The organism is Pantoea pleuroti (assembly GCF_014156615.1).
GTDB lineage: Bacteria > Pseudomonadota > Gammaproteobacteria > Enterobacterales > Enterobacteriaceae > Pantoea > Pantoea agglomerans.
Map to the genome: position 1 here is coordinate 102,071 of NZ_SBFD01000010.1, position 17,215 is coordinate 119,285.

Here is a 17,215-nt window from a genome sequence, read left to right on the forward strand (position 1 = left end):
AACCGTATCTGGATGCCCGCGCAGATGCATGCCTTAGGCTTGATCTTTTTATGCGTATAAGTGATAAAGGCGACTGACCTGCTCCCTGTTAATTCTTACAGAACGCTTTTAGCAATGTCCGTTACTCGCTCAAAGCGGACTGACATGCCTCAACAGCTTACCACTGCTTTACCAGGCTGGACGACGTTGCCTGAACTCGTTTCGGGTAATGTCGTCAGCAGGCGAGCCGCGCAGCGGTGCGACAGCAGAATTTAATAGTTACAATATTTTAATAACAGGTGCAGGATTAGGCCGGCGAACCGGCCTGAGGCATTATCAGATGGCGCAATAAACGCGCGCTTCACGTGGCGTGTAGATACCAAACGTCACCACGCTCAGTAAGCCATTAACAAACGTCTGCTGCACTTCAACCCGGTTAACTTTTTCCTGGCCGCCGCACACCTGCGCCGCATCAATGCTCTTACGCTGACCGATACCTGAAACAAAGAACGGCTGGCTGGTGGTTTTCGTCGCCGCGCCAACTTGATTCTGTTTCATTACGAAAGTCTGCTGCGCACAGCCGGTTAAACTCAGAGCCAACAACGCCGCAACACAAAGCTTGTTCATAAATATCCTTATCGCCTGAAATAAAAAAATAAATGCTGAGTGAAATCATCACTCAGCCAGCAATCAGGTTATCGACAACGAAAGCGGAAACATGAGAAAGATTTTTAAGTACGCCTAACGGATACGTTTTGCTGAACAGCACAGCAATAAAAAAAGCCCCCGCACAGCAGGGGCTTTTTATGTTTACCGCAGCGTTTCCGCTTAGCGAGTCAAATCGTCGAAGAACTTTTTGACGCCATCGAGAAAGCTTTTTGAATGCGGACTGTTCTTCTCGCCCGCCGCACCACCAAAGCTCTATTCCGGCTTACGCAGCAGCGACTGATGCTTCTCGCTCATAGCGGACCCAGGGCTGCCGTCAGTACGCTTTGTGCCAGAAGCGGACATCAGTTCCAATTAATATAGTCAGCGCAATGCCTTTGAGAAACAGACAGCTTCTGCCCTGCCTATATATGGGCCGTAATTCTCGATAGGGACATAACCATTTTTCATGTAGAAATTTACTGCACGATAGTTGATGTGTCGGGTTTCCAGCCTAATTTCGATATGTCCCATCTCTTTTGCAGATTTTTCAAGAAAAGTGAGTAAAGCACCGCCAATCCCTGACGCACTTCGGTCTGAAAACATCCTTTTAATCTCGGCTATATTTTTGGTTAATGGCCGTATAGCACCACATCCCACAGCTTTGCCTTGAGAATTCTTTGCTAATGCCCATAAAGCATTGTCATCATTCATTGCTTCGACGGTGAAATTGCTTTTGCCGTTATCACCAGTAATAGCGGCAAGTTCTGCTGATAGAACTTCGACTAAGCGATGGGACTCTGAAGAAAATGGATCTGATTTTTCTACTGTTATCATGGTCATATCCTGCAGGATAAATGTGACCAACTTAAAGCATCCTGTTAAAGAAAGCATCAGCCTAAAACGGGTGATGGGACAACACTTATTCAAACCATCCTATGGATGTCATGTCCGCTCCTCGCTCAAAGCAGCCAGTCGATGCGCTAACATCACGTTTTCAATCAGTCACCGTTTACTGCGCTGGCGAACGTGTGCGGAACTTCCGCGATGTCTGTTTCTCTGGGCTTCCTTTCTTCCCATAATCTGCCGATTGGCATGCAGTTCTGTGCAGGGTTTAATCAGGAGCATTTATTGCTGGCACTGGCGGGTCAGCTTGAAAGCGCTTATCCGTGGCAGACAAGAAAACCGGAGGTATGGGCTGGGCGCTAAAGACCTTTCAGAAGCATCGCCTGATGATTTTTCCAGGACGTGTAAGCGACGACTTCCTCTCTGCTATTTTTTGTCTCGAAAATAGTGGGGAGAGGCGACCGGCTCATAAAGTCACCTGGAAAACTTTAGCTCACTGCTCACGGTTGACATGACCCTCCGTAACAGGCATACCACTTTGTCAGTTTTGCCGTTAGCGAACAGGTGAACAGGTGAACAACCGGGAACTTCCGCTATCGACCAATCTGATGTTGTGAGTATTTGCGCTCGTCGTCAGAAGCGGAATAATATCGATTTCGGTGGTTTAGACTGTTGAAGTCACAACTCAGGTCTGAAAGAGCGGGAGATTAATATGCAATCAGTTCGCCTCATGGGTGACGGATACGAACCTCATGTGACACAGGAGGAAGGTAAACAGATCTACTCACTGCCTGTCGATTCTGGTTTTATCAGCTATGAATTTGCCTTTGAGATCAGCCGGCACGATCTGGATATTCTGCTTTCCGATGATTACAGACGTGCCGTGCTCGAAATTACTGCGCATACCTTGCTCCAGCGTTCGACGCTAACAGGCTATGACCGCTTTACCCAGAAAGACTTCGATAAACTGGTCACGAACACCCTTCACTCCACACCCGATTTCCTGCAAACATTCATTTCTCAGATAAGCCATGAACATCACATTGTTATAGAGCATTACGTGAAAGAAATCATGGACCGGCGTTCTGCCTCACAATGAATACAATGAGTACTAAATTTTGGTCTCCCGAAAGTGAAAAACCAACAGAAATAATAAACTGACGCAATATGATTTTACGCTGCGAAGTTATTTCTGAGTCTGAACAATAAAGGGGGACCAGAACAAACCCAGGAATGAAATACCAGTCTTAGAAATGTTCTTAGCTGTAATAGCAGGGGGAGAGCTTCTCAATGAGTCAAAACCCTCCCCGCCATGCCATCGAGCTATCCCGCAACGTCCGCCGCTAATCCCCTATGCAGTCATCCCGCCATCAATCACCAGTTCGGTACCGCTGACGTAACTGCTTTCATCGGAGGCCAGAAACAGGGCCGCAGCCGCTACTTCATCAGGATTACCCAGCCGCTTTGCCGGGATCCGTTCGCTGAGTGTCTGCCTGACTTCATCGCTGGCCTGGCTAAACATCGGTGTATCAGTTGGGCCAGGGCTGAGTGTATTAACTCTGATGCCACGCGGTGCCAGCTCGCTGTTCCAGGTGCGGGCATAGGATCGCACCGCAGCCTTGCTGGCGGAATAAGCAGCATAGCCAGGATTAGCAATGCTTCCCGCGATCGACCCCACCAGTACGATGCTGCTGCCCTCCCTCATGAGCCGTACCGCGTGCTGCACCGTCAACACCATGGCACGCACATTCAGATCAAAGATGCGATCAAGGTGCTCCTCCGTGGTCGCTTCCAGGCTCGCAGGTTCTGACACGCCAGACGAGTTGACGAGGATATCAAGTCTGCCAGCCCTGGCATTGAGGGTTTCAAACAGACGCTCAAGGTCGCTTGTGTGGGTGATGTCACCCGCAATCGCCTCGACCTCACCGCCAATCAGCGCTACAGCCTCTGCCAGCTGTGCTTCACGTCGACCCGTTATAAAAACCCGTGCGCCTTCCTGAACAAAACGGCGAGCAACAGCGAGGCCAATACCGCTACTACCTCCGGTGACCAGGGCGATCTTTCCACTTAGTTTCATCATTACAACTCCGGATAGGGGTTAGACACCAGATGGTATATTTATTATATTTAGTGTCAATTACGCACCTGATGTACACCAGATATCCTCAAGGAAACCAAATGACCACTGATATCACCGTAGTGCTGGCCGAGATCAACAGCACGCGCCCTATCCTGGAACAGGTGGCAAACAAGTGGTCAGTACTGATCCTGACCGTGTTGTGCTCCCAGCCCTCACGTTTTAACGCCATCAAGCGCAGGCTCGACCCCATCACACATAAGTCTCTGACGGAGGCATTGCGACGGCTGGAACGCAACGGATTAGTGAGCCGCCACGTGATTGCCTCCTCCCCTGTGGCGGTGGAATATGCGATTACGCCGCTGGGCCGAACGTTGCAGGATCCTTTTATTGCGCTGGTGAGCTGGGCAAAGCAACATGGGGGAGCGATGGAACAGGCGCAGACGGTTTATGATAATGGATGGGATATCGATGAGTCTGTATGAACTCCGCCAGGGTGGCGTTCCTGCCTGTCAATAGCGTCAGGTTAATGAGAAGATGAGTTCAGCAGGAACAATGAATTGCCGTACGCGGAGTTCCGCGAAGTCACTCAGGCCAGTTCATCACAGACGTTTGAGGGAATTCAGTAGCCTGTCTCGCACATAGATGTTGGTCATCAGCAACAGACTTCTTTTTGTGCCTGAAACAGAAAACCTTTCTGCCGTGGCACGCGGTTTCAGAATATAAGGCGGGTTAATCAGGCGTTCAGGAAATGTGTCCTTGCGGGAACAGTCGGCAAAGCGTTAAACGTAAGATCCATTACCGTTAAACCGGAAGGTCATACCAGCAATCATTTGCATCGACTAAGGCTCTTCTGACTCAAAAAACTGATACGACCCATCACGTCGGGCTTTGGCCTGGTACATCGCTTTATCCGCGTTTTCGAATAATATTTTGGCCGATGCCGTCCCAAAGCGGGCAAGGCTGATACCGATAGCCGCGCCTATGCGCACGTCCATATTATCAATGGCGAATGGCGCGTGCAGACTTTCAATAATACGCAGGGCAATGGCAGCGGCTGTGTCGCGATTTCTGCACTTTGCCGCCACAACAAATTCATCTCCGCCCAGTCGCGCCAGTGAGTCGCCCGGACGCATACAGCGTTGCAGCCGTTCACTGACCTGCTGCAGCAAGGCATCCCCTGTCGCGTGGCCCATCAAATCGTTCACCGCCTTAAAGCCATTAAGATCGATAAACATCACCGTCGTGTAGGCCTCATCATCCACCTTCGCCAGCATGCGCCCGACCTGGTCGTTGATCCAGGTACGATTATGCAGCCCGGTCAGTGTGTCCAGCGTTGCCAGCTTCTCCAGATTGCGCATCCTCTCTTTGTCTCGCGTAATGTCGCGCGACACCAGAACTGCACCGATATTTTTGCCGGTAGAGGGATTTATGACGCCACAGGCTTTGGTGCCCAGAATGATGTAGTGGCCGTCACGATGCAGCTTGCGCACCTCAACGACGTCCGGCAGCACTCCTCCGTTAAAGATGCAGGCGAGAGCTTCAGAAGCGGGGCCGCGGTCATCGGGATGCAGGAAATCCACCACCAGTTGACCGACAACTTCTTCGGCTGTCCAGCCAATCATTTCGCTATAAGAGGGCGAGATTGAAACGTACCGGCCATCCGCGTCGCAATGGGCAATCAGATCGGTGCTGTTTTCAATTAACAGACGATATTCTGCCGCCGTGCGCAGCGCATCTTCCAGCGCTTTACGCTGTCCGGTCACATCCAGAATGAAGCCGTTATACTGCAGACGGGACGTGCCAGGCTGGCGATCCGGCAGGCCAGATACAATGACCCGACGCGTCTTGCCATCCAGACAGTTGATCGGCACTTCAATATGAAAAGGCGTCAGGAAATCAAGCGCTGCGGTCAATTGCAGCGCGATCTTTGCATCGTCGTCGGCCTGTGCCAGTCTCAGCCATGAACTCAGCGTCACACCCTTCAGTTCAGGCATCAGACCAGCAGGGCTTTCCTGACTGGCGACGCAGATACCCTGGGCGTCTGTAGACCAGACAGCGGTAAAAGAGGGTTTGATCATTGTGTTCATGGCGGCCGGCTCCGACGTGGCTGACGATATTAAACAGGCTCAGTACTCGTCGCTACAGACCTGATTATAACCGTTAATGTCCGCCTGTAGCTGAAGGAGGATCCGGAGACAGGTTCATCATTGCGAGAATACCCGCCATTGACGGCGGCTGACGCTGCGCTTGTCCGTCTGCAGCTGCTGAGGTGCCGCCCTGCCCGCACAAGAGTGAGCGAACCCGGGATTCAGTGTCAGAAGTACGAGCCAGTGTTTATCGGCCGATCGGGCCAGAATCTTTAATGATGCCACCTCTGCCAAAAGCGCTGGGGTATGATTATGTTGATTAATAGCAACCGGATAATCAGGCGTAAAATCACTTTACTGTTTTAGTCTTCTTAATACCTTTTTGCAGCCCGCAGCAAACGCAGGCTGCAACGGTCAGGGTCAACTGACCAGACCTGGATCAGTCTGCCGTATGTGTGTGATAGATCTTGCTGACCACGGTCCAGCGATCGTTCACTTTCAGCAGGTTAAAAAAATCAGTGAAACGGAAACCAGAAATGTCGTCAGTGTCGATGCGGGCATTGGCGGCAGTCCCAACAATATCTACGCGCACGATAGCCGCTTTTGCTTCGGGTGAAGGACGGAATGCGGTGTCGATGGTGTCAAACAATCCCTGAATTGGACCGCCGCTGAGGTTGCCGTCACTGTCGAGACCAAAAATGGTCGCCCTGTCGCTGAAAGCGGGCTTCATGAGCTCACTTTTCGCCTGCTTACCTCCTTCGTTATACTGATTCAGCACTGCCACGATGGCGTTATAGTCCTGCACATAGGTCGTGTTATTCATCTGTTTTCTCTCCGTTCTGATTAACAAGGTATCCCTTCAGACACCCCGCTTTTGGGTGACATTTTCTGACACAGACATGTACCGACTCAGCGCGACAGCAGCCTGCCGGGGGAGCGAAGGCGTGAACAGGGCGAGCCACTGTGTCGATTTAATTATGTAGTGATCACTACGTAATATTATTATTGTATAGTGACCACTATGTAATATGTCAAGAGAATGATTGAGGCCGTCTATGAAAATGCCTGACCAGCCTGCCGTGACTGAAAAGCCGAAAGGCCGGCCACGAAGCTTTGACCGTGATAAAGCGTTGCTGAAGGCGCTGGATCTGTTCTGGCGCAAAGGTTTTGAGCCGGCATCGGTTGCCGAACTATGCGCCGCCATGGAAATCAACCCACCCAGCCTCTATTCCGCCTTTGGCAACAAGGCAAAAATTTTTCTGGAGGCCGTGAACTACTACGAAACGAAGTACTGGAAAGCGACCTGGCTGCGGCTTGAGGAGAGGCAGGATATTGGTGAAGCGATTGACGGTTTCTTTAGCGAAGCAGCCGATATTCTGCTCTCCCCTTCAGCGCCCTGCGGCTGCATGGTGGTGCTGGCAGCCATCAATGTTTCAGCAGAATCGACGGACGTTGTCAGGGCGGTTAGCGTTCTCAGACAGGAAGGGAAAGATCTGTTTGAAAAACGGCTGGCCAGAGCGGTTCAGGAGAAACAACTGCCCGCAGATACCAATACCGTCGCGCTGGCTACCGTTCTGAATACGCTGCTGGAAGGCATGTCGATAGAGGCGAAAGATGGTGCGACGCTTCAGAGCCTGAAATTGATCGGCCAGCACGCCACCCGACTGCTTCACCCGCTCACAATCAGAAACTGATAGCATGCAACAGGTTAAAAGTTACTAGACGACCGGTCAGTTTTTCACTAGAGTGTGCACATTATGAAAAGAAACGTGACAGATATGCGGCAGCACATCATTGATGTGGCCAGGGCGATCATTACTCACAAAGGCTACAGCGCCGTCGGGATTTCCGAGATTGTAAAAGCGGCAGATATCCCAAAAGGCTCGTTCTATTACTACTTTCCCTCGAAAGAAGCGTTTGCAGAGGCGCTGCTGGAGCACTACTTCAGCCACTATTTGCTGGAAGTAGAGCATCAGTTAGGCGGAACAGGAACGGCGAGAGAGCGACTGCTGCGCTATTTTACCTTCTGGAAAACGACCCAGGGTGCAGACCTGCCTGAAAGCAAATGTCTCGTGGTCAAGCTGGGGGCGGAAGTCTGCGACCAGTATGAGAACATGCGGCATGTGCTGGCCACGGGCACCCATGAAATTGTGCTCAAAATTGCTGCCTGTCTCCGGCTCGGTCAGGAAGATGGCTCCCTGCCCGCCGTAACGGATGCCACTGAACTGGCAGAAGAACTCTATCAGCTCTGGCTGGGGGCTTCCCTGATGGCGAAAATCCACGATCCTGACAAAGCGTTCAGTCAGGCAATGAACGCAACAACACGGCTACTCGGGTAGCCGGTTTTTTTTATCCGATTACTAGACGACCGGTCAACTATTAAGAGGTTTATATGACTGACAACAGTACCCGTACCGATTTATTTTCACCTGTTTCGATGGGCAGCCTTCAGCTGTCAAACCGCATTGTCATGGCGCCGGTCACGCGTAGCCGTTACGGTGAAGAGGGTGTGCCTGATGAACTCCATGCTACCTACTATGCACAGCGTGCCGGGGCTGGCCTGATTATTTCTGAAGCCACCAACATCTCTCCGCAGGGACGCGGCTACGCCGCGACACCGGGGATATGGAGCGAAGAGCAGGTAGCTGGATGGAAAAAGGTCACCGAGGCAGTCCACGCCAAAGGCGGCAAAATCGTCTGCCAGTTATGGCACGTGGGCCGTTTTTCAAGCGTGGAACTGCAGCCTGACGGCCAGCGTCCGGTTGCGCCATCTGCCATTAAAGCTGAAGGACAGACTTATACCGTAAACGGCTTTGTGCCGGTATCGACGCCGCGTGCGCTGGAAACAGAAGAAATCCCCGGCATCATTGAGCAATACAAACGTGCAGCTGAAAATGCCCTGCGTGCCGGTTTCGACGGCGTTGAGGTCCACTCTGCCAACAGCTACCTGCTCGATCAGTTCCTGCGTGATTCCACCAATCACCGTACCGACGCCTACGGTGGCTCTATTGAAAACCGCGCCCGCCTGACGCTGGAAGTGACAGAAGCCATCATCAACATCTGGGGCAATGACAAAGTCGGTATCCGCCTCTCTCCGGTCACGCCTGATGCCGGTAACACCCCGCCAGACAGCAATGTTATGGCGATGTACGGCTACCTCATTCAGCAACTTAACCGGTTCAGCCTGGCTTATCTGCACTTCGTTGAAGGCGCGACGGCCACCTCTCGTGATGTGCCTGCCGATGTGGACATGGACGCGCTGAGCGCACAGTTCAACGGTCCGTTTATAGGCAATAACAACTATGACCTTGAGATGGCCATCAGCCGCCGCAACGCCGGAATTATTGATGCGGTTGCCTTTGGACGCCTGTTCATCTCCAACCCGGATCTGGTTAAGCGTCTGCGTTACGGTGCCGCGCTGACCATCGCGCCGAAAGAAGCCTATTACGGCGGTGGTGCAAAGGGTTACACCGACTGGCCGGAAGCCAGCTATTGATAACGGTTTATGGCGGGTGACTAGCCGCCCCTTTCACCAGAAGGAGAATTAAAATGAATTACCTGCAACAGAAAACAGCCATTATTACAGGTGCATCCTCCGGGATCGGCGCGGCTACCGCGCTTGAACTTGCGCGTCATGGCGTGAATATTGTGGCGGCAGCACTGGACCAGAATGGTCTTGATACGCTGGTACGCCAGATAGAAGCTGAAGGGGGGACGCGCTGTCGGCCAGGTAACCGATGTTACGCGTCTGGAAGATACCCAGGCGCTGGTGAAGTTTGCCAGTGACACCTTCGGCTCGACAGACATACTGATTAACAACGCGGGCCTGATGCTGTTCTCAAGCTGGAGTGACGTTGCCTGGGAAGAGTGGAACAAAATGGTCGACGTCAACATCAAAGGCTATCTGAATGCCATTGCCTCTGTGTTACCCGTTATGCTGAAGAAAAATGAGGGACAGATCCTGAATATGGCATCGGTTGCAGGTCATCAGGTGGATGCGGGTGCAGGGGTTTACAGTGCAACAAAATTCTTCGTCCATGCCATGACAGAATCGATGCGCAAAGACTTAGGGGGTTAATAACGGGATACGCGTCAACACTATCAGCCCTGGCGTAATCAATACCGGCTGGGCCGATAAAGTCGGCGATCCTCAAGGCCGTAAAGTGGCTCAGGAACTGAATAAATTAGCTATCAGCCCACAGGATGTGGCTAATGCGGTGGTGTATGCACTAAATCAGCCGCAGAACGTTACCGTCAACGACCTCATCGTCTCTCCCACCAGACAAAACTGGTGATATCCGGATAACAGCGTCGGGGTTGCCACGCCATCCACTCTGTCCTGATGCTGATTATCAGGGCAATACTGCCCCGGCATGGCTCGCACGCCCTGATGCTACTTTTTCTGCAATTTTTACCTGATTAAGCCGCCGGGCTATCACTATTTGCATCGCGTGAAAATTAAGAAGAAAACAGAGTAACTCAGAATTAATTCTTATAGGTTAACAGGGAAAACAGCCCAAACACTGCACTCCGACAGAGCAAATATTACATTAAATCAAAGGGTAAATGCCGGTTTAGTGAGTGACAAGCTGTGATCAAAATGCCTGTCATAGTTTTCTTTAGCTTAACATTTTCTTAAGATTAATCTTATAACATCGTCTCTGTATTAGCCCATGTTGGGCTGTTCCGGAGTCTCACCCTATGCAAAATAACAACACAGCTTCTCACGCTCTCAGTAAAGTTCCGGCCGTTACCGCGGCTTTCTGGTTAACCAAAATCGCTGCGACTACCCTGGGTGAAACCGGCGGCGATGCGGTGACCATGTCGATGAATCTCGGTTACCTGACCGGGACATTGATCTTCGCCATCATCTTTCTGATCGCGGTGGTTGTGCAGATAAATCGCCACAGTTTTAACAAATGGATTTACTGGTTCACCGTGGTGGCCACAACCACGGTCGGCACGACGATGGCAGATTTTGCCGATCGCTCACTGGGCATAGGGTATTTAGGTGGCACCTTGCTGCTGAGCACCCTGCTTATCCTCTCGCTTTTCCTGTGGAAAATCACCTGCGGTACGGTTGCGGTCAGTTCAGTGAGCAACGGCGTCACAGAGAGTTTTTACTGGGTCACTATTATGTTTTCACAAACCCTGGGCACGGCCTTAGGTGACTGGACGGCAGACACTGAAGGGCTGGGCTACAATGGCGGGATACTGCTATTTGTTGGCGCGCTGGCAATCATCTGGGCGGCCAGTCGCTTTACATCACTTTCGCGTACGGGGCTCTTCTGGGCGGCCTTTATCCTGACCCGACCACTGGGTGCCGTGGTCGGCGACTTTCTGGACAAACCCCTTGCCTCAGGCGGACTCGCTCTAAGCCGCTACGGTGCCTCGCTGACACTGGCGCTAATCATCATCGCTCTTCTGGTGATACTGCCCCAGCGCCCGGCAATCAAGACCGCCACGGCGAGTTAAAAAACGTTACTGGCAGATTTACAGATAACGCATCGACTTAAACGTAATCAGGGCCGCCAGCGATGGCGGCTTTTTTATTATCTGATGCGTAACAGGCTACATCAGACAGAGCGCTCAAAGGAGACGATTTGACCATCGGGTGCAGCAGCGAGTACCGGCAGACTCTCTGCTGGCTCCTGCATTTTCACCCGAAACGCCGTGTTGCTGGCATCAAGGAAAACGGTTCTCAGATGACGGTTACAGATGAACCATATTTCATCGCGGTCATTTGAAAGAATGTAGTAAGCATCTGATGTTTCAGAGGGGTTAAAACAGCCCAGCGCGCGATAAGCCGTCTGCGGGGTAAAACCGCTGGAAAGCGGCAGTGGCCTGGGGCCATGCGCTAACTCTTCAATCCTGAGGTAAAGCCCCTGTTCAAGCCACAACATAATGTCACTCCCTGAAGGTAGAGAAACCGGGCTGAACGTGTCGGCTGCATTACCGCGAAGCAGAATGCCCATTCACTGACCGATTTAGTGATCGGATAATTTTTCCGGCATGCAGAAGCGTTATCCTGATCTGAGCATAGCAGCGGTGCGTTCTTATGCTTTTTTTATCTTCTTCCGGTTCTCTGCTACTCAAGACGACTGGCGAGCAGCCGCAGCTGCTCAGCAATCTGCTTCAAATCCCGCTGCTGCTGACCGGCGATACCCGTCGAGCTGCGCACCACCAGTTTTGCCGGAAGGATAGAAGAGGAACGCTGCTCATCCTGCTCACTGGCTAACAACAGACGCGCGACCGCCTCTTTGCCCTGTAAATCAAGATCGAGCGACACCGTGGTCAGCGCCGGATGGAAGAAGGCACTTTCATAGGTGTCATCGTAGCCAATCACCGAAATCTGCCCCGGCACCGCTACCCCGCGCTGATGCAGCGCGCTCAGCACGCCCAGCGCCATCTGATCGTTTCCCACCAGCAGCGCGCTGAACTCCGGCGCTTCACGCAGCAGTTGCAGCACGCCGTTGTAACCACTTTGCGCATCCCAGTTACCGTGGCTGACGCTGACCGGCTTCAGACGATAGCTCTCCAGCGTATCCAGCCAGCTCTTTAACCGCAGATTGGCAGAAACGGACTCCTCTGGCCCGGCCAGCAGAGCAAATTCCCGATGCCCCTGCTCATAGAGATATTTGACACTGGCACGGGTGCCGTCAGCCGGGTTAAACGAAACATTAAACACCGCGCTGTAGGGATCAACATCAAGAAACAGGCACAGGATATCGTCGTTCTCCTGCACGATCCGCTCCGCATCACTGCTCTCCAGCGGGACGTTGATAATCACCTTATCCACGCGCTGCGACTTCAGCTCATTAATACAATTCTGCAGACTTTGATTGACGTTCTCATCAATCATGGCGATCAGCACCTGATAGTCAGCGGCATTGGCATATCGTTTAACCGCAGCGGCCACCTGCGAGGGAGCATGCAACGCCAGCGATGTGGTCACCAGACCCAGCGTTGTGCTCTGCTTACCCACCAGCTGTTGCGCCAGTCTGTTTGGCACGTAGCGCAGGGTCTCAATAGAGTGCTCCACCTTGCGCCGCGTTGATTCTGAGACGTTTGCCGACTTATTCAAAACCCGCGAAACCGTCTGATAAGAGACGCCAGCATGGCGGGCGACATCCTCTAAGGTGGCATTTTTTGATTTCATAATTCGCATCCCTGATTACCGATGGCAGAATGGTATCACAGCAGCCGAATAAGCCAGGTTACCGCAGTCACATTGCGCAAATAAAAAGTAAAAGTCATACCTTCACATCACGAGATTTGGTGATCTGATTCACTAATCGTTACAAATACCGCCATTTTATTTGCACCGCATCACACATTATCGCGATTTTGTTTGTCACCCATCTGACAAAAAGCGTTAACTGCCGCTGTCATGTGAACGTATTACAAATAAAATTGAGGATAACATGGAAACAAGGTTACGTACTGCTGCTGTGGCGCTCGCTGCGGCCCTGACCTCCCCGACGCTCTATGCTGCTATCGACAACATTGATTTCCATGGCTATCTGCGTGGTGGCGTTGGCGTATCGCAGGATGGCGGTATTGAAGAGTATCAAAAGAACAAGATTGGCCGTCTCGGCAACGAAGCTGACACCTACGGCGAGGTTGAGCTGGGCAGCGAAGTCTACAAAAAGGATGACGTCAGTTTTTACGTCGACACCATGGTCAGCATGTTCTCCGACGGTTCTAACGATAACGAAACCACCCTCGGCGACGATGCGCAGTTTGGCTTGCGTCAGCTCAATCTGCAGATCAAAGGACTGGTGCCGGGTGACAAGAATGCGGTGATCTGGGGCGGTAAACGTTACTACCAGCGTCACGATTTGCACATCATTGATACCAAATACTGGAATATCTCCGGCTCCGGCGCGGGTATCGAAAATTACACTCTGGGCCCGGGCGCGATCTCCTTTGCCTGGATCCGTGGCGATGCCAATGACGTCGATTACCGGGTCGATGGCGATAACGACGTCAACATTAACTACCTGGATCTTCGGTATGCTGGCTGGAAACCGTGGAGCGGTGCCTGGACCGAGTTTGGTATTGATTACGCCATGCCGAACACGACCAAAAAGCAGGAAGAGTATGGTGGCCTGTATGATGCGGAAAACGGCGTAATGCTCACCAGTGAAATCAGTCAGGATATGTGGGGCGGCTATCAGAAACTGGTATTCCAGTACGCCAATAAAGGCCTGGCACAAAACATGATTTCACAGGGCGGCGGCTGGTATGACATGTGGAACGATACCCGCGATGCCACCGGCTACCGCGTAATCAATACCGGCCTGCTGCCGATCACCGACAAGTTCTCCCTGAATCAGGTCTTTACCTGGGGTTCAGCGGATGATGTCACCGCGCAGACCAGCAAAAGCACCCTGCTGTCACTGGTGGGTCGTGGTCAGTATCAGTTCACGCAGTATGTCCGCGGCATCGGCGAAGTGGGTAGTTTCTGGCAGAAAGATGAGAACAAAGTGGGCAGCGACTACAAACAGGCGGGTCAGAAATATACGCTGGCGCTGGGTCTCGCAGCCGGTCCCGAATTTATGTCACGCCCGGAACTGCGTCTGTTTGCCTCTTATCTGAATGACTCAGAAGACGGACACAGTTTCCAGGACAACACCAGTAACAACACCTGGAACTTCGGCGTACAGGTCGAAGCCTGGTGGTAACCGAGCAGTCTCCTCATTGTGATCATTGTTAAGCTCTTATGCAGGGGCTTATTTGGATAACCGGCGACGGTTATCCATTTTTTTTACTCCGGCTGAAGTGGCTTAAAGAATCGGGCTTCCAGCAACTGACGCAGCTGGTCGGACTGCGTACCAAAGATGGCATGAACTTCCTGCCCCAGAATCACCACGCCAATCGCCCCCGCCTTCTGTAATCCTGCCGTATCCACCGCCCTCAGCGATGTCACTTTCACCCGCAGCCGGGTTAAACAGGCGTCCACCTGCTGAATGTTTTCACGCCCGCCAAAGCACTCTACAAGACGCTCCAGCAGCGCACTGTCTATCTCAACCTCTTCCGCCGTCAGCGGCTGCCGACTGAAATATTGCTTAAACGATTTCAGACTCACCATGTTGTTCTCCTCCAGATAATAAAAAGGCGGGCTGCTGCCCGCCACTCACGACTGATAAACGAAAACGAGGGGGACTGTCTTCAGGGCACTCACAGAAAATACACTCTTCCTGCCCTCAAACCCTATTCCCCCGCCACAAAGTCCGCAATTAAAGCCACGGCAGAACTTTCCACACACAACTCCCATGCGCAAAGCTCAGGGGCATATGCCCCTGAGCTTCTGCTCAGACTGCCAGCAAACCTAACCAAACCAGCTCCATGCCATCAGTTCCAGGCACTGACCCAACCAACAGGCCACTCCCAAGCTTAAAGCGATGGGGGCATATGCCCCCTGAGCCAGTGATCAGACTACCAGCAACGTCCACCTGACCTGCTCCATGCCAGCAAACGGCATTCAACTAACTTTAAAGGCTTGCGCCTTCAGTTAGCGGCACACTCAGAACGCGACATCCCCACGGCGCCAGCACCAGCGATCCCCCCACAACCGAGCCATCGATCAAATCGCTGAGCCCGGCAGGCAACGACAGCTGCTGCACCTGACCGGTAAAATTTTGCACAAAAAGAAACGCCTGTTCGCCATCAGTGCGCCGCTGAACGACCACGCCCGGAGGCAGATCAATCGCCAGCGCGCGTGGCAACGCCAGCTGCTTAATCAACGCACCATAAAAATCCCGCTGGAACGACAAATCATTACGCGACGCAATATACCAGGCTTTGCCCTGACCCACGCGATTCACCGTCACCGCCGGGGTACCGGCATAAAAATCGCTTTCATAGCTGGCCAGCGCCGTTGCCCCTTCCAGATGAATATGCTCGCAAAGCTCTCGCGCCTGATAAGGCCCGCTCAGACCCAGCTCATTGCCGCGCACCCCGCGCACACCATTGAACTCCTCATCAGTCAGACTATCGATCTCTTCTGACCAGATGCCGAGCAACGGCCGCAACGGCCCCGGGAAGCCACCGGGATAACACAGATCGCTCTCATTCACGATGCCGCTCCAGTAGCTGGCAACGAAATGCCCGCCCTGCTCAAGATGCTGCTCCACCCGCGCCGCAAAACCCTCCCGCACCATATACAGCATCGGCGCAATCACCAGATCGTAACCGCTGAGATCGCAGTCGCCGTTAATTACATCCACCGCAACGCCCTGCTCCCAGAAAGCACGGTAGTGCTCGTTCACTGTGCGCTCATAATGCAGTCCGAGATTGCGCGGCCCCTGCGCGTTATCCATCGCCCAGCGACTCTCCCAGTCAAAAATAATCGCCACCCGCGCCTCAACCCGGCAGCCCATCACCGGCGTCATCGCGGCCAGCATCCGGCCCAGCTCACTCACCTCACGACCGGTGCGCGTATCAAGGTGACCCACATGATCGACCACCGCGCCATGAAACTTCTCGACCGAGCCGCGGCTCTTACGCCACTGGAAATATTGCACCGCGTCCGCACCATGGGCCACCGCCTGCAGTGACGACAGAATATGCATCCCAGGCTTCTTCAGCTTGCTGGTCGGCTGCCAGTTGGTGGCGCTCGGCGTCGACTCCATCAACACGAAAGGCTTGCCCTGCTTCAGAGTGCGCATCAAATCGTGGTACATCGCGGTATAACAGGCGAGCGTGGTTTCATCCTTCTCGTTATGCCACATCGGGTAGCTATCCCAGGAGATAAAATCGAGCACCGGTGCCAGCTTCCAGTAATCGTAGTCGTAGAAATACTCCATAAAATTGGTGGTCGCAGGCAGATCGGGATTGGCCTGCTTCAGCGGTTTAATCTCCTCACGACAGAAATCAGTAACCTGATCGGTCATAAACCGCCGCCAGTCCAGATTCAGACCGTGAATCGACATCTCACCCTGTGGCGCTGGCGACACAATCTGTGACCAGTCGCTGTAGGTATGGCTCCAGAAATCACTCCACCAGGCGAGATTCAGGTTCTCCAGCGTCTCATAACGGCGCTGCAACCAGCCGCGAAACGCCTGCTGACAGCGATCGCAATGACATTCTCCGCCATACTCATTGGAAATATGCCAGCCGAGCACCGCCGGATGATGCGCATAGCGCGCCGCCAGCCGGCTGTTCATCGCCTGCACTTTCTGGCGATACACCGGCGAGGTCATGCAGTGGTTATGACGGCCACCATGCAGAGCCGGCACGCGATCGCGCCCCACACGCAGCACCTCTGGGTAAGCCTGCGACATCCAGGCTGGCCTGGCCCCGCTCGGGGTAGCAAGAAATACAGAAATCCCCTGCAGCCAGAGCGTGTCAATCACCTCATCCAGCCAGCCAAATTCATAGCGCCCCTCTTCCGGCTCCAGCTTCGCCCAGCTGAAAATACCCACCGACATAACGTTGCAGTTCGCCTGCTTCATCATCATTACATCGTCATCAATAATGCCCGGCTGGTGCGCCCACTGTTCCGGATTGTAGTCAGCACCATGCAGCAGCCGGTTAACCCGGGCGCTGAGCGGGGGAAATTTATTCATACCTG

Annotated in this window: 18 protein-coding genes and 2 pseudogenes; 10 read left to right on the plus strand and 10 right to left on the minus strand. The window is 52.9% G+C overall.

Going from position 1 to position 17,215, the window contains the following annotated elements:
- Nucleotides 1–315 precede the first annotated feature (315 nt).
- The 3 genes and pseudogenes from EPG66_RS19340 to EPG66_RS19350 form a co-directional block, all read right to left on the minus strand.
- Nucleotides 316–606 (minus strand): Bor family protein, encoded by a 291-nt coding sequence (locus EPG66_RS19340; RefSeq protein ID WP_010259114.1) that lies wholly within the window; start codon nucleotides 604–606, stop codon nucleotides 316–318.
- Between the two features lie 201 nt (nucleotides 607–807).
- A pseudogene (locus EPG66_RS19345) lies at nucleotides 808–942 on the minus strand (molecular chaperone DnaJ); the annotation flags it as partial.
- A gap of 66 nt (nucleotides 943–1,008) precedes the next feature.
- Nucleotides 1,009–1,461, minus strand: a complete 453-nt coding sequence (locus EPG66_RS19350; RefSeq protein ID WP_182687851.1) for a GNAT family N-acetyltransferase — start codon at nucleotides 1,459–1,461, stop codon at nucleotides 1,009–1,011.
- A 210-nt stretch (nucleotides 1,462–1,671) separates the two neighbouring features.
- On the opposite strand from EPG66_RS19350, the gene EPG66_RS19355 reads away from it, so the two are divergent.
- Nucleotides 1,672–1,833, plus strand: a complete 162-nt coding sequence (locus tag EPG66_RS19355; protein WP_246379495.1) for a hypothetical protein — start codon at nucleotides 1,672–1,674, stop codon at nucleotides 1,831–1,833.
- Nucleotides 1,834–2,182: 349 nt separating this feature from the next.
- Entirely contained in the window at nucleotides 2,183–2,569 is a 387-nt protein-coding gene (locus EPG66_RS19360) for a hypothetical protein (protein WP_182687853.1), read from the plus strand.
- A 252-nt stretch (nucleotides 2,570–2,821) separates the two neighbouring features.
- Here EPG66_RS19360 and EPG66_RS19365 read toward each other — a convergent pair whose 3' ends face one another.
- On the minus strand, nucleotides 2,822–3,550 hold the full coding sequence (locus EPG66_RS19365; protein ID WP_069026627.1) for an SDR family NAD(P)-dependent oxidoreductase: 729 nt from the start codon (nucleotides 3,548–3,550) through the stop codon (nucleotides 2,822–2,824).
- A gap of 98 nt (nucleotides 3,551–3,648) precedes the next feature.
- Between EPG66_RS19365 and EPG66_RS19370 the strand changes: the two genes are divergently transcribed.
- A complete protein-coding gene (locus EPG66_RS19370) occupies nucleotides 3,649–4,032 on the plus strand; it encodes a winged helix-turn-helix transcriptional regulator (protein ID WP_182687855.1) in 384 nt (127 codons plus the stop codon).
- A 357-nt stretch (nucleotides 4,033–4,389) separates the two neighbouring features.
- On the opposite strand, the gene EPG66_RS19375 is transcribed toward EPG66_RS19370, so the two are convergent.
- Both EPG66_RS19375 and EPG66_RS19380 read right to left on the minus strand, forming a co-directional pair.
- Complete coding sequence (locus tag EPG66_RS19375) at nucleotides 4,390–5,637, minus strand: sensor domain-containing diguanylate cyclase (protein WP_033780070.1); 1,248 nt, start codon at nucleotides 5,635–5,637, stop codon at nucleotides 4,390–4,392.
- 439 nt (nucleotides 5,638–6,076) lie between these two features.
- Complete coding sequence (locus EPG66_RS19380; RefSeq protein ID WP_182687857.1) at nucleotides 6,077–6,460, minus strand: nuclear transport factor 2 family protein; 384 nt, start codon at nucleotides 6,458–6,460, stop codon at nucleotides 6,077–6,079.
- 232 nt (nucleotides 6,461–6,692) lie between these two features.
- On the opposite strand from EPG66_RS19380, the gene EPG66_RS19385 reads away from it, so the two are divergent.
- From EPG66_RS19385 to EPG66_RS19405, 6 genes and pseudogenes are all read left to right on the plus strand, one after another.
- Complete coding sequence (locus tag EPG66_RS19385) at nucleotides 6,693–7,331, plus strand: TetR/AcrR family transcriptional regulator (protein ID WP_182687859.1); 639 nt, start codon at nucleotides 6,693–6,695, stop codon at nucleotides 7,329–7,331.
- Nucleotides 7,332–7,394: 63 nt separating this feature from the next.
- Complete coding sequence (locus EPG66_RS19390) at nucleotides 7,395–7,976, plus strand: TetR/AcrR family transcriptional regulator (protein WP_031594338.1); 582 nt, start codon at nucleotides 7,395–7,397, stop codon at nucleotides 7,974–7,976.
- Nucleotides 7,977–8,029: 53 nt separating this feature from the next.
- The gene (locus tag EPG66_RS19395) at nucleotides 8,030–9,133 is read left to right on the plus strand and encodes an alkene reductase (protein ID WP_069026624.1); all 1,104 of its coding nucleotides are present in this window, start codon (nucleotides 8,030–8,032) and stop codon (nucleotides 9,131–9,133) included.
- Nucleotides 9,134–9,186: 53 nt separating this feature from the next.
- Nucleotides 9,187–9,715 (plus strand): annotated as a pseudogene (locus EPG66_RS19400) (SDR family oxidoreductase).
- Nucleotides 9,716–9,752: 37 nt separating this feature from the next.
- A complete protein-coding gene (locus EPG66_RS23175; RefSeq protein ID WP_343055309.1) occupies nucleotides 9,753–9,932 on the plus strand; it encodes an SDR family oxidoreductase in 180 nt (59 codons plus the stop codon).
- A 406-nt stretch (nucleotides 9,933–10,338) separates the two neighbouring features.
- Nucleotides 10,339–11,112, plus strand: coding sequence for a COG4705 family protein (locus tag EPG66_RS19405; RefSeq protein WP_182687861.1), 774 nt, complete (start codon nucleotides 10,339–10,341; stop codon nucleotides 11,110–11,112).
- Nucleotides 11,113–11,213: 101 nt separating this feature from the next.
- On the opposite strand, the gene EPG66_RS19410 is transcribed toward EPG66_RS19405, so the two are convergent.
- Both EPG66_RS19410 and EPG66_RS19415 read right to left on the minus strand, forming a co-directional pair.
- Complete coding sequence (locus EPG66_RS19410; protein WP_010670656.1) at nucleotides 11,214–11,540, minus strand: hypothetical protein; 327 nt, start codon at nucleotides 11,538–11,540, stop codon at nucleotides 11,214–11,216.
- A 185-nt stretch (nucleotides 11,541–11,725) separates the two neighbouring features.
- A complete protein-coding gene (locus EPG66_RS19415; RefSeq protein WP_062759094.1) occupies nucleotides 11,726–12,796 on the minus strand; it encodes a LacI family DNA-binding transcriptional regulator in 1,071 nt (356 codons plus the stop codon).
- Nucleotides 12,797–13,061: 265 nt separating this feature from the next.
- On the opposite strand from EPG66_RS19415, the gene EPG66_RS19420 reads away from it, so the two are divergent.
- Nucleotides 13,062–14,324, plus strand: coding sequence for a maltoporin (locus EPG66_RS19420; protein WP_064703816.1), 1,263 nt, complete (start codon nucleotides 13,062–13,064; stop codon nucleotides 14,322–14,324).
- 83 nt (nucleotides 14,325–14,407) lie between these two features.
- Here EPG66_RS19420 and EPG66_RS19425 read toward each other — a convergent pair whose 3' ends face one another.
- Entirely contained in the window at nucleotides 14,408–14,731 is a 324-nt protein-coding gene (locus EPG66_RS19425; protein WP_010259145.1) for a PTS sugar transporter subunit IIB, read from the minus strand.
- A 403-nt stretch (nucleotides 14,732–15,134) separates the two neighbouring features.
- Complete coding sequence (locus EPG66_RS19430) at nucleotides 15,135–17,210, minus strand: beta-galactosidase (protein WP_182687863.1); 2,076 nt, start codon at nucleotides 17,208–17,210, stop codon at nucleotides 15,135–15,137.
- Nucleotides 17,211–17,215 lie beyond the last annotated feature (5 nt).

Excerpts from the sequence above, each read along its gene's own strand:
- EPG66_RS19340 (WP_010259114.1), bottom strand. The coding sequence starts at position 606 with ATGAACAAGCTTTGTGTTGCGGCGTTGTTGGCTCTGAGTTTAACCGGC.
- EPG66_RS19350 (WP_182687851.1), bottom strand. The coding sequence starts at position 1,461 with ATGATAACAGTAGAAAAATCAGATCCATTTTCTTCAGAGTCCCATCGC.
- EPG66_RS19355 (WP_246379495.1), top strand. The coding sequence starts at position 1,672 with ATGTCTGTTTCTCTGGGCTTCCTTTCTTCCCATAATCTGCCGATTGGC.
- EPG66_RS19360 (WP_182687853.1), top strand. The coding sequence starts at position 2,183 with ATGCAATCAGTTCGCCTCATGGGTGACGGATACGAACCTCATGTGACA.
- EPG66_RS19365 (WP_069026627.1), bottom strand. The coding sequence starts at position 3,550 with ATGATGAAACTAAGTGGAAAGATCGCCCTGGTCACCGGAGGTAGTAGC.
- EPG66_RS19370 (WP_182687855.1), top strand. The coding sequence starts at position 3,649 with ATGACCACTGATATCACCGTAGTGCTGGCCGAGATCAACAGCACGCGC.
- EPG66_RS19375 (WP_033780070.1), bottom strand. The coding sequence starts at position 5,637 with ATGAACACAATGATCAAACCCTCTTTTACCGCTGTCTGGTCTACAGAC.
- EPG66_RS19380 (WP_182687857.1), bottom strand. The coding sequence starts at position 6,460 with ATGAATAACACGACCTATGTGCAGGACTATAACGCCATCGTGGCAGTG.
- EPG66_RS19385 (WP_182687859.1), top strand. The coding sequence starts at position 6,693 with ATGAAAATGCCTGACCAGCCTGCCGTGACTGAAAAGCCGAAAGGCCGG.
- EPG66_RS19390 (WP_031594338.1), top strand. The coding sequence starts at position 7,395 with ATGAAAAGAAACGTGACAGATATGCGGCAGCACATCATTGATGTGGCC.
- EPG66_RS19395 (WP_069026624.1), top strand. The coding sequence starts at position 8,030 with ATGACTGACAACAGTACCCGTACCGATTTATTTTCACCTGTTTCGATG.
- EPG66_RS19405 (WP_182687861.1), top strand. The coding sequence starts at position 10,339 with ATGCAAAATAACAACACAGCTTCTCACGCTCTCAGTAAAGTTCCGGCC.
- EPG66_RS19410 (WP_010670656.1), bottom strand. The coding sequence starts at position 11,540 with ATGTTGTGGCTTGAACAGGGGCTTTACCTCAGGATTGAAGAGTTAGCG.
- EPG66_RS19415 (WP_062759094.1), bottom strand. The coding sequence starts at position 12,796 with ATGAAATCAAAAAATGCCACCTTAGAGGATGTCGCCCGCCATGCTGGC.
- EPG66_RS19420 (WP_064703816.1), top strand. The coding sequence starts at position 13,062 with ATGGAAACAAGGTTACGTACTGCTGCTGTGGCGCTCGCTGCGGCCCTG.
- EPG66_RS19425 (WP_010259145.1), bottom strand. The coding sequence starts at position 14,731 with ATGGTGAGTCTGAAATCGTTTAAGCAATATTTCAGTCGGCAGCCGCTG.
- EPG66_RS19430 (WP_182687863.1), bottom strand. The coding sequence starts at position 17,210 with ATGAATAAATTTCCCCCGCTCAGCGCCCGGGTTAACCGGCTGCTGCAT.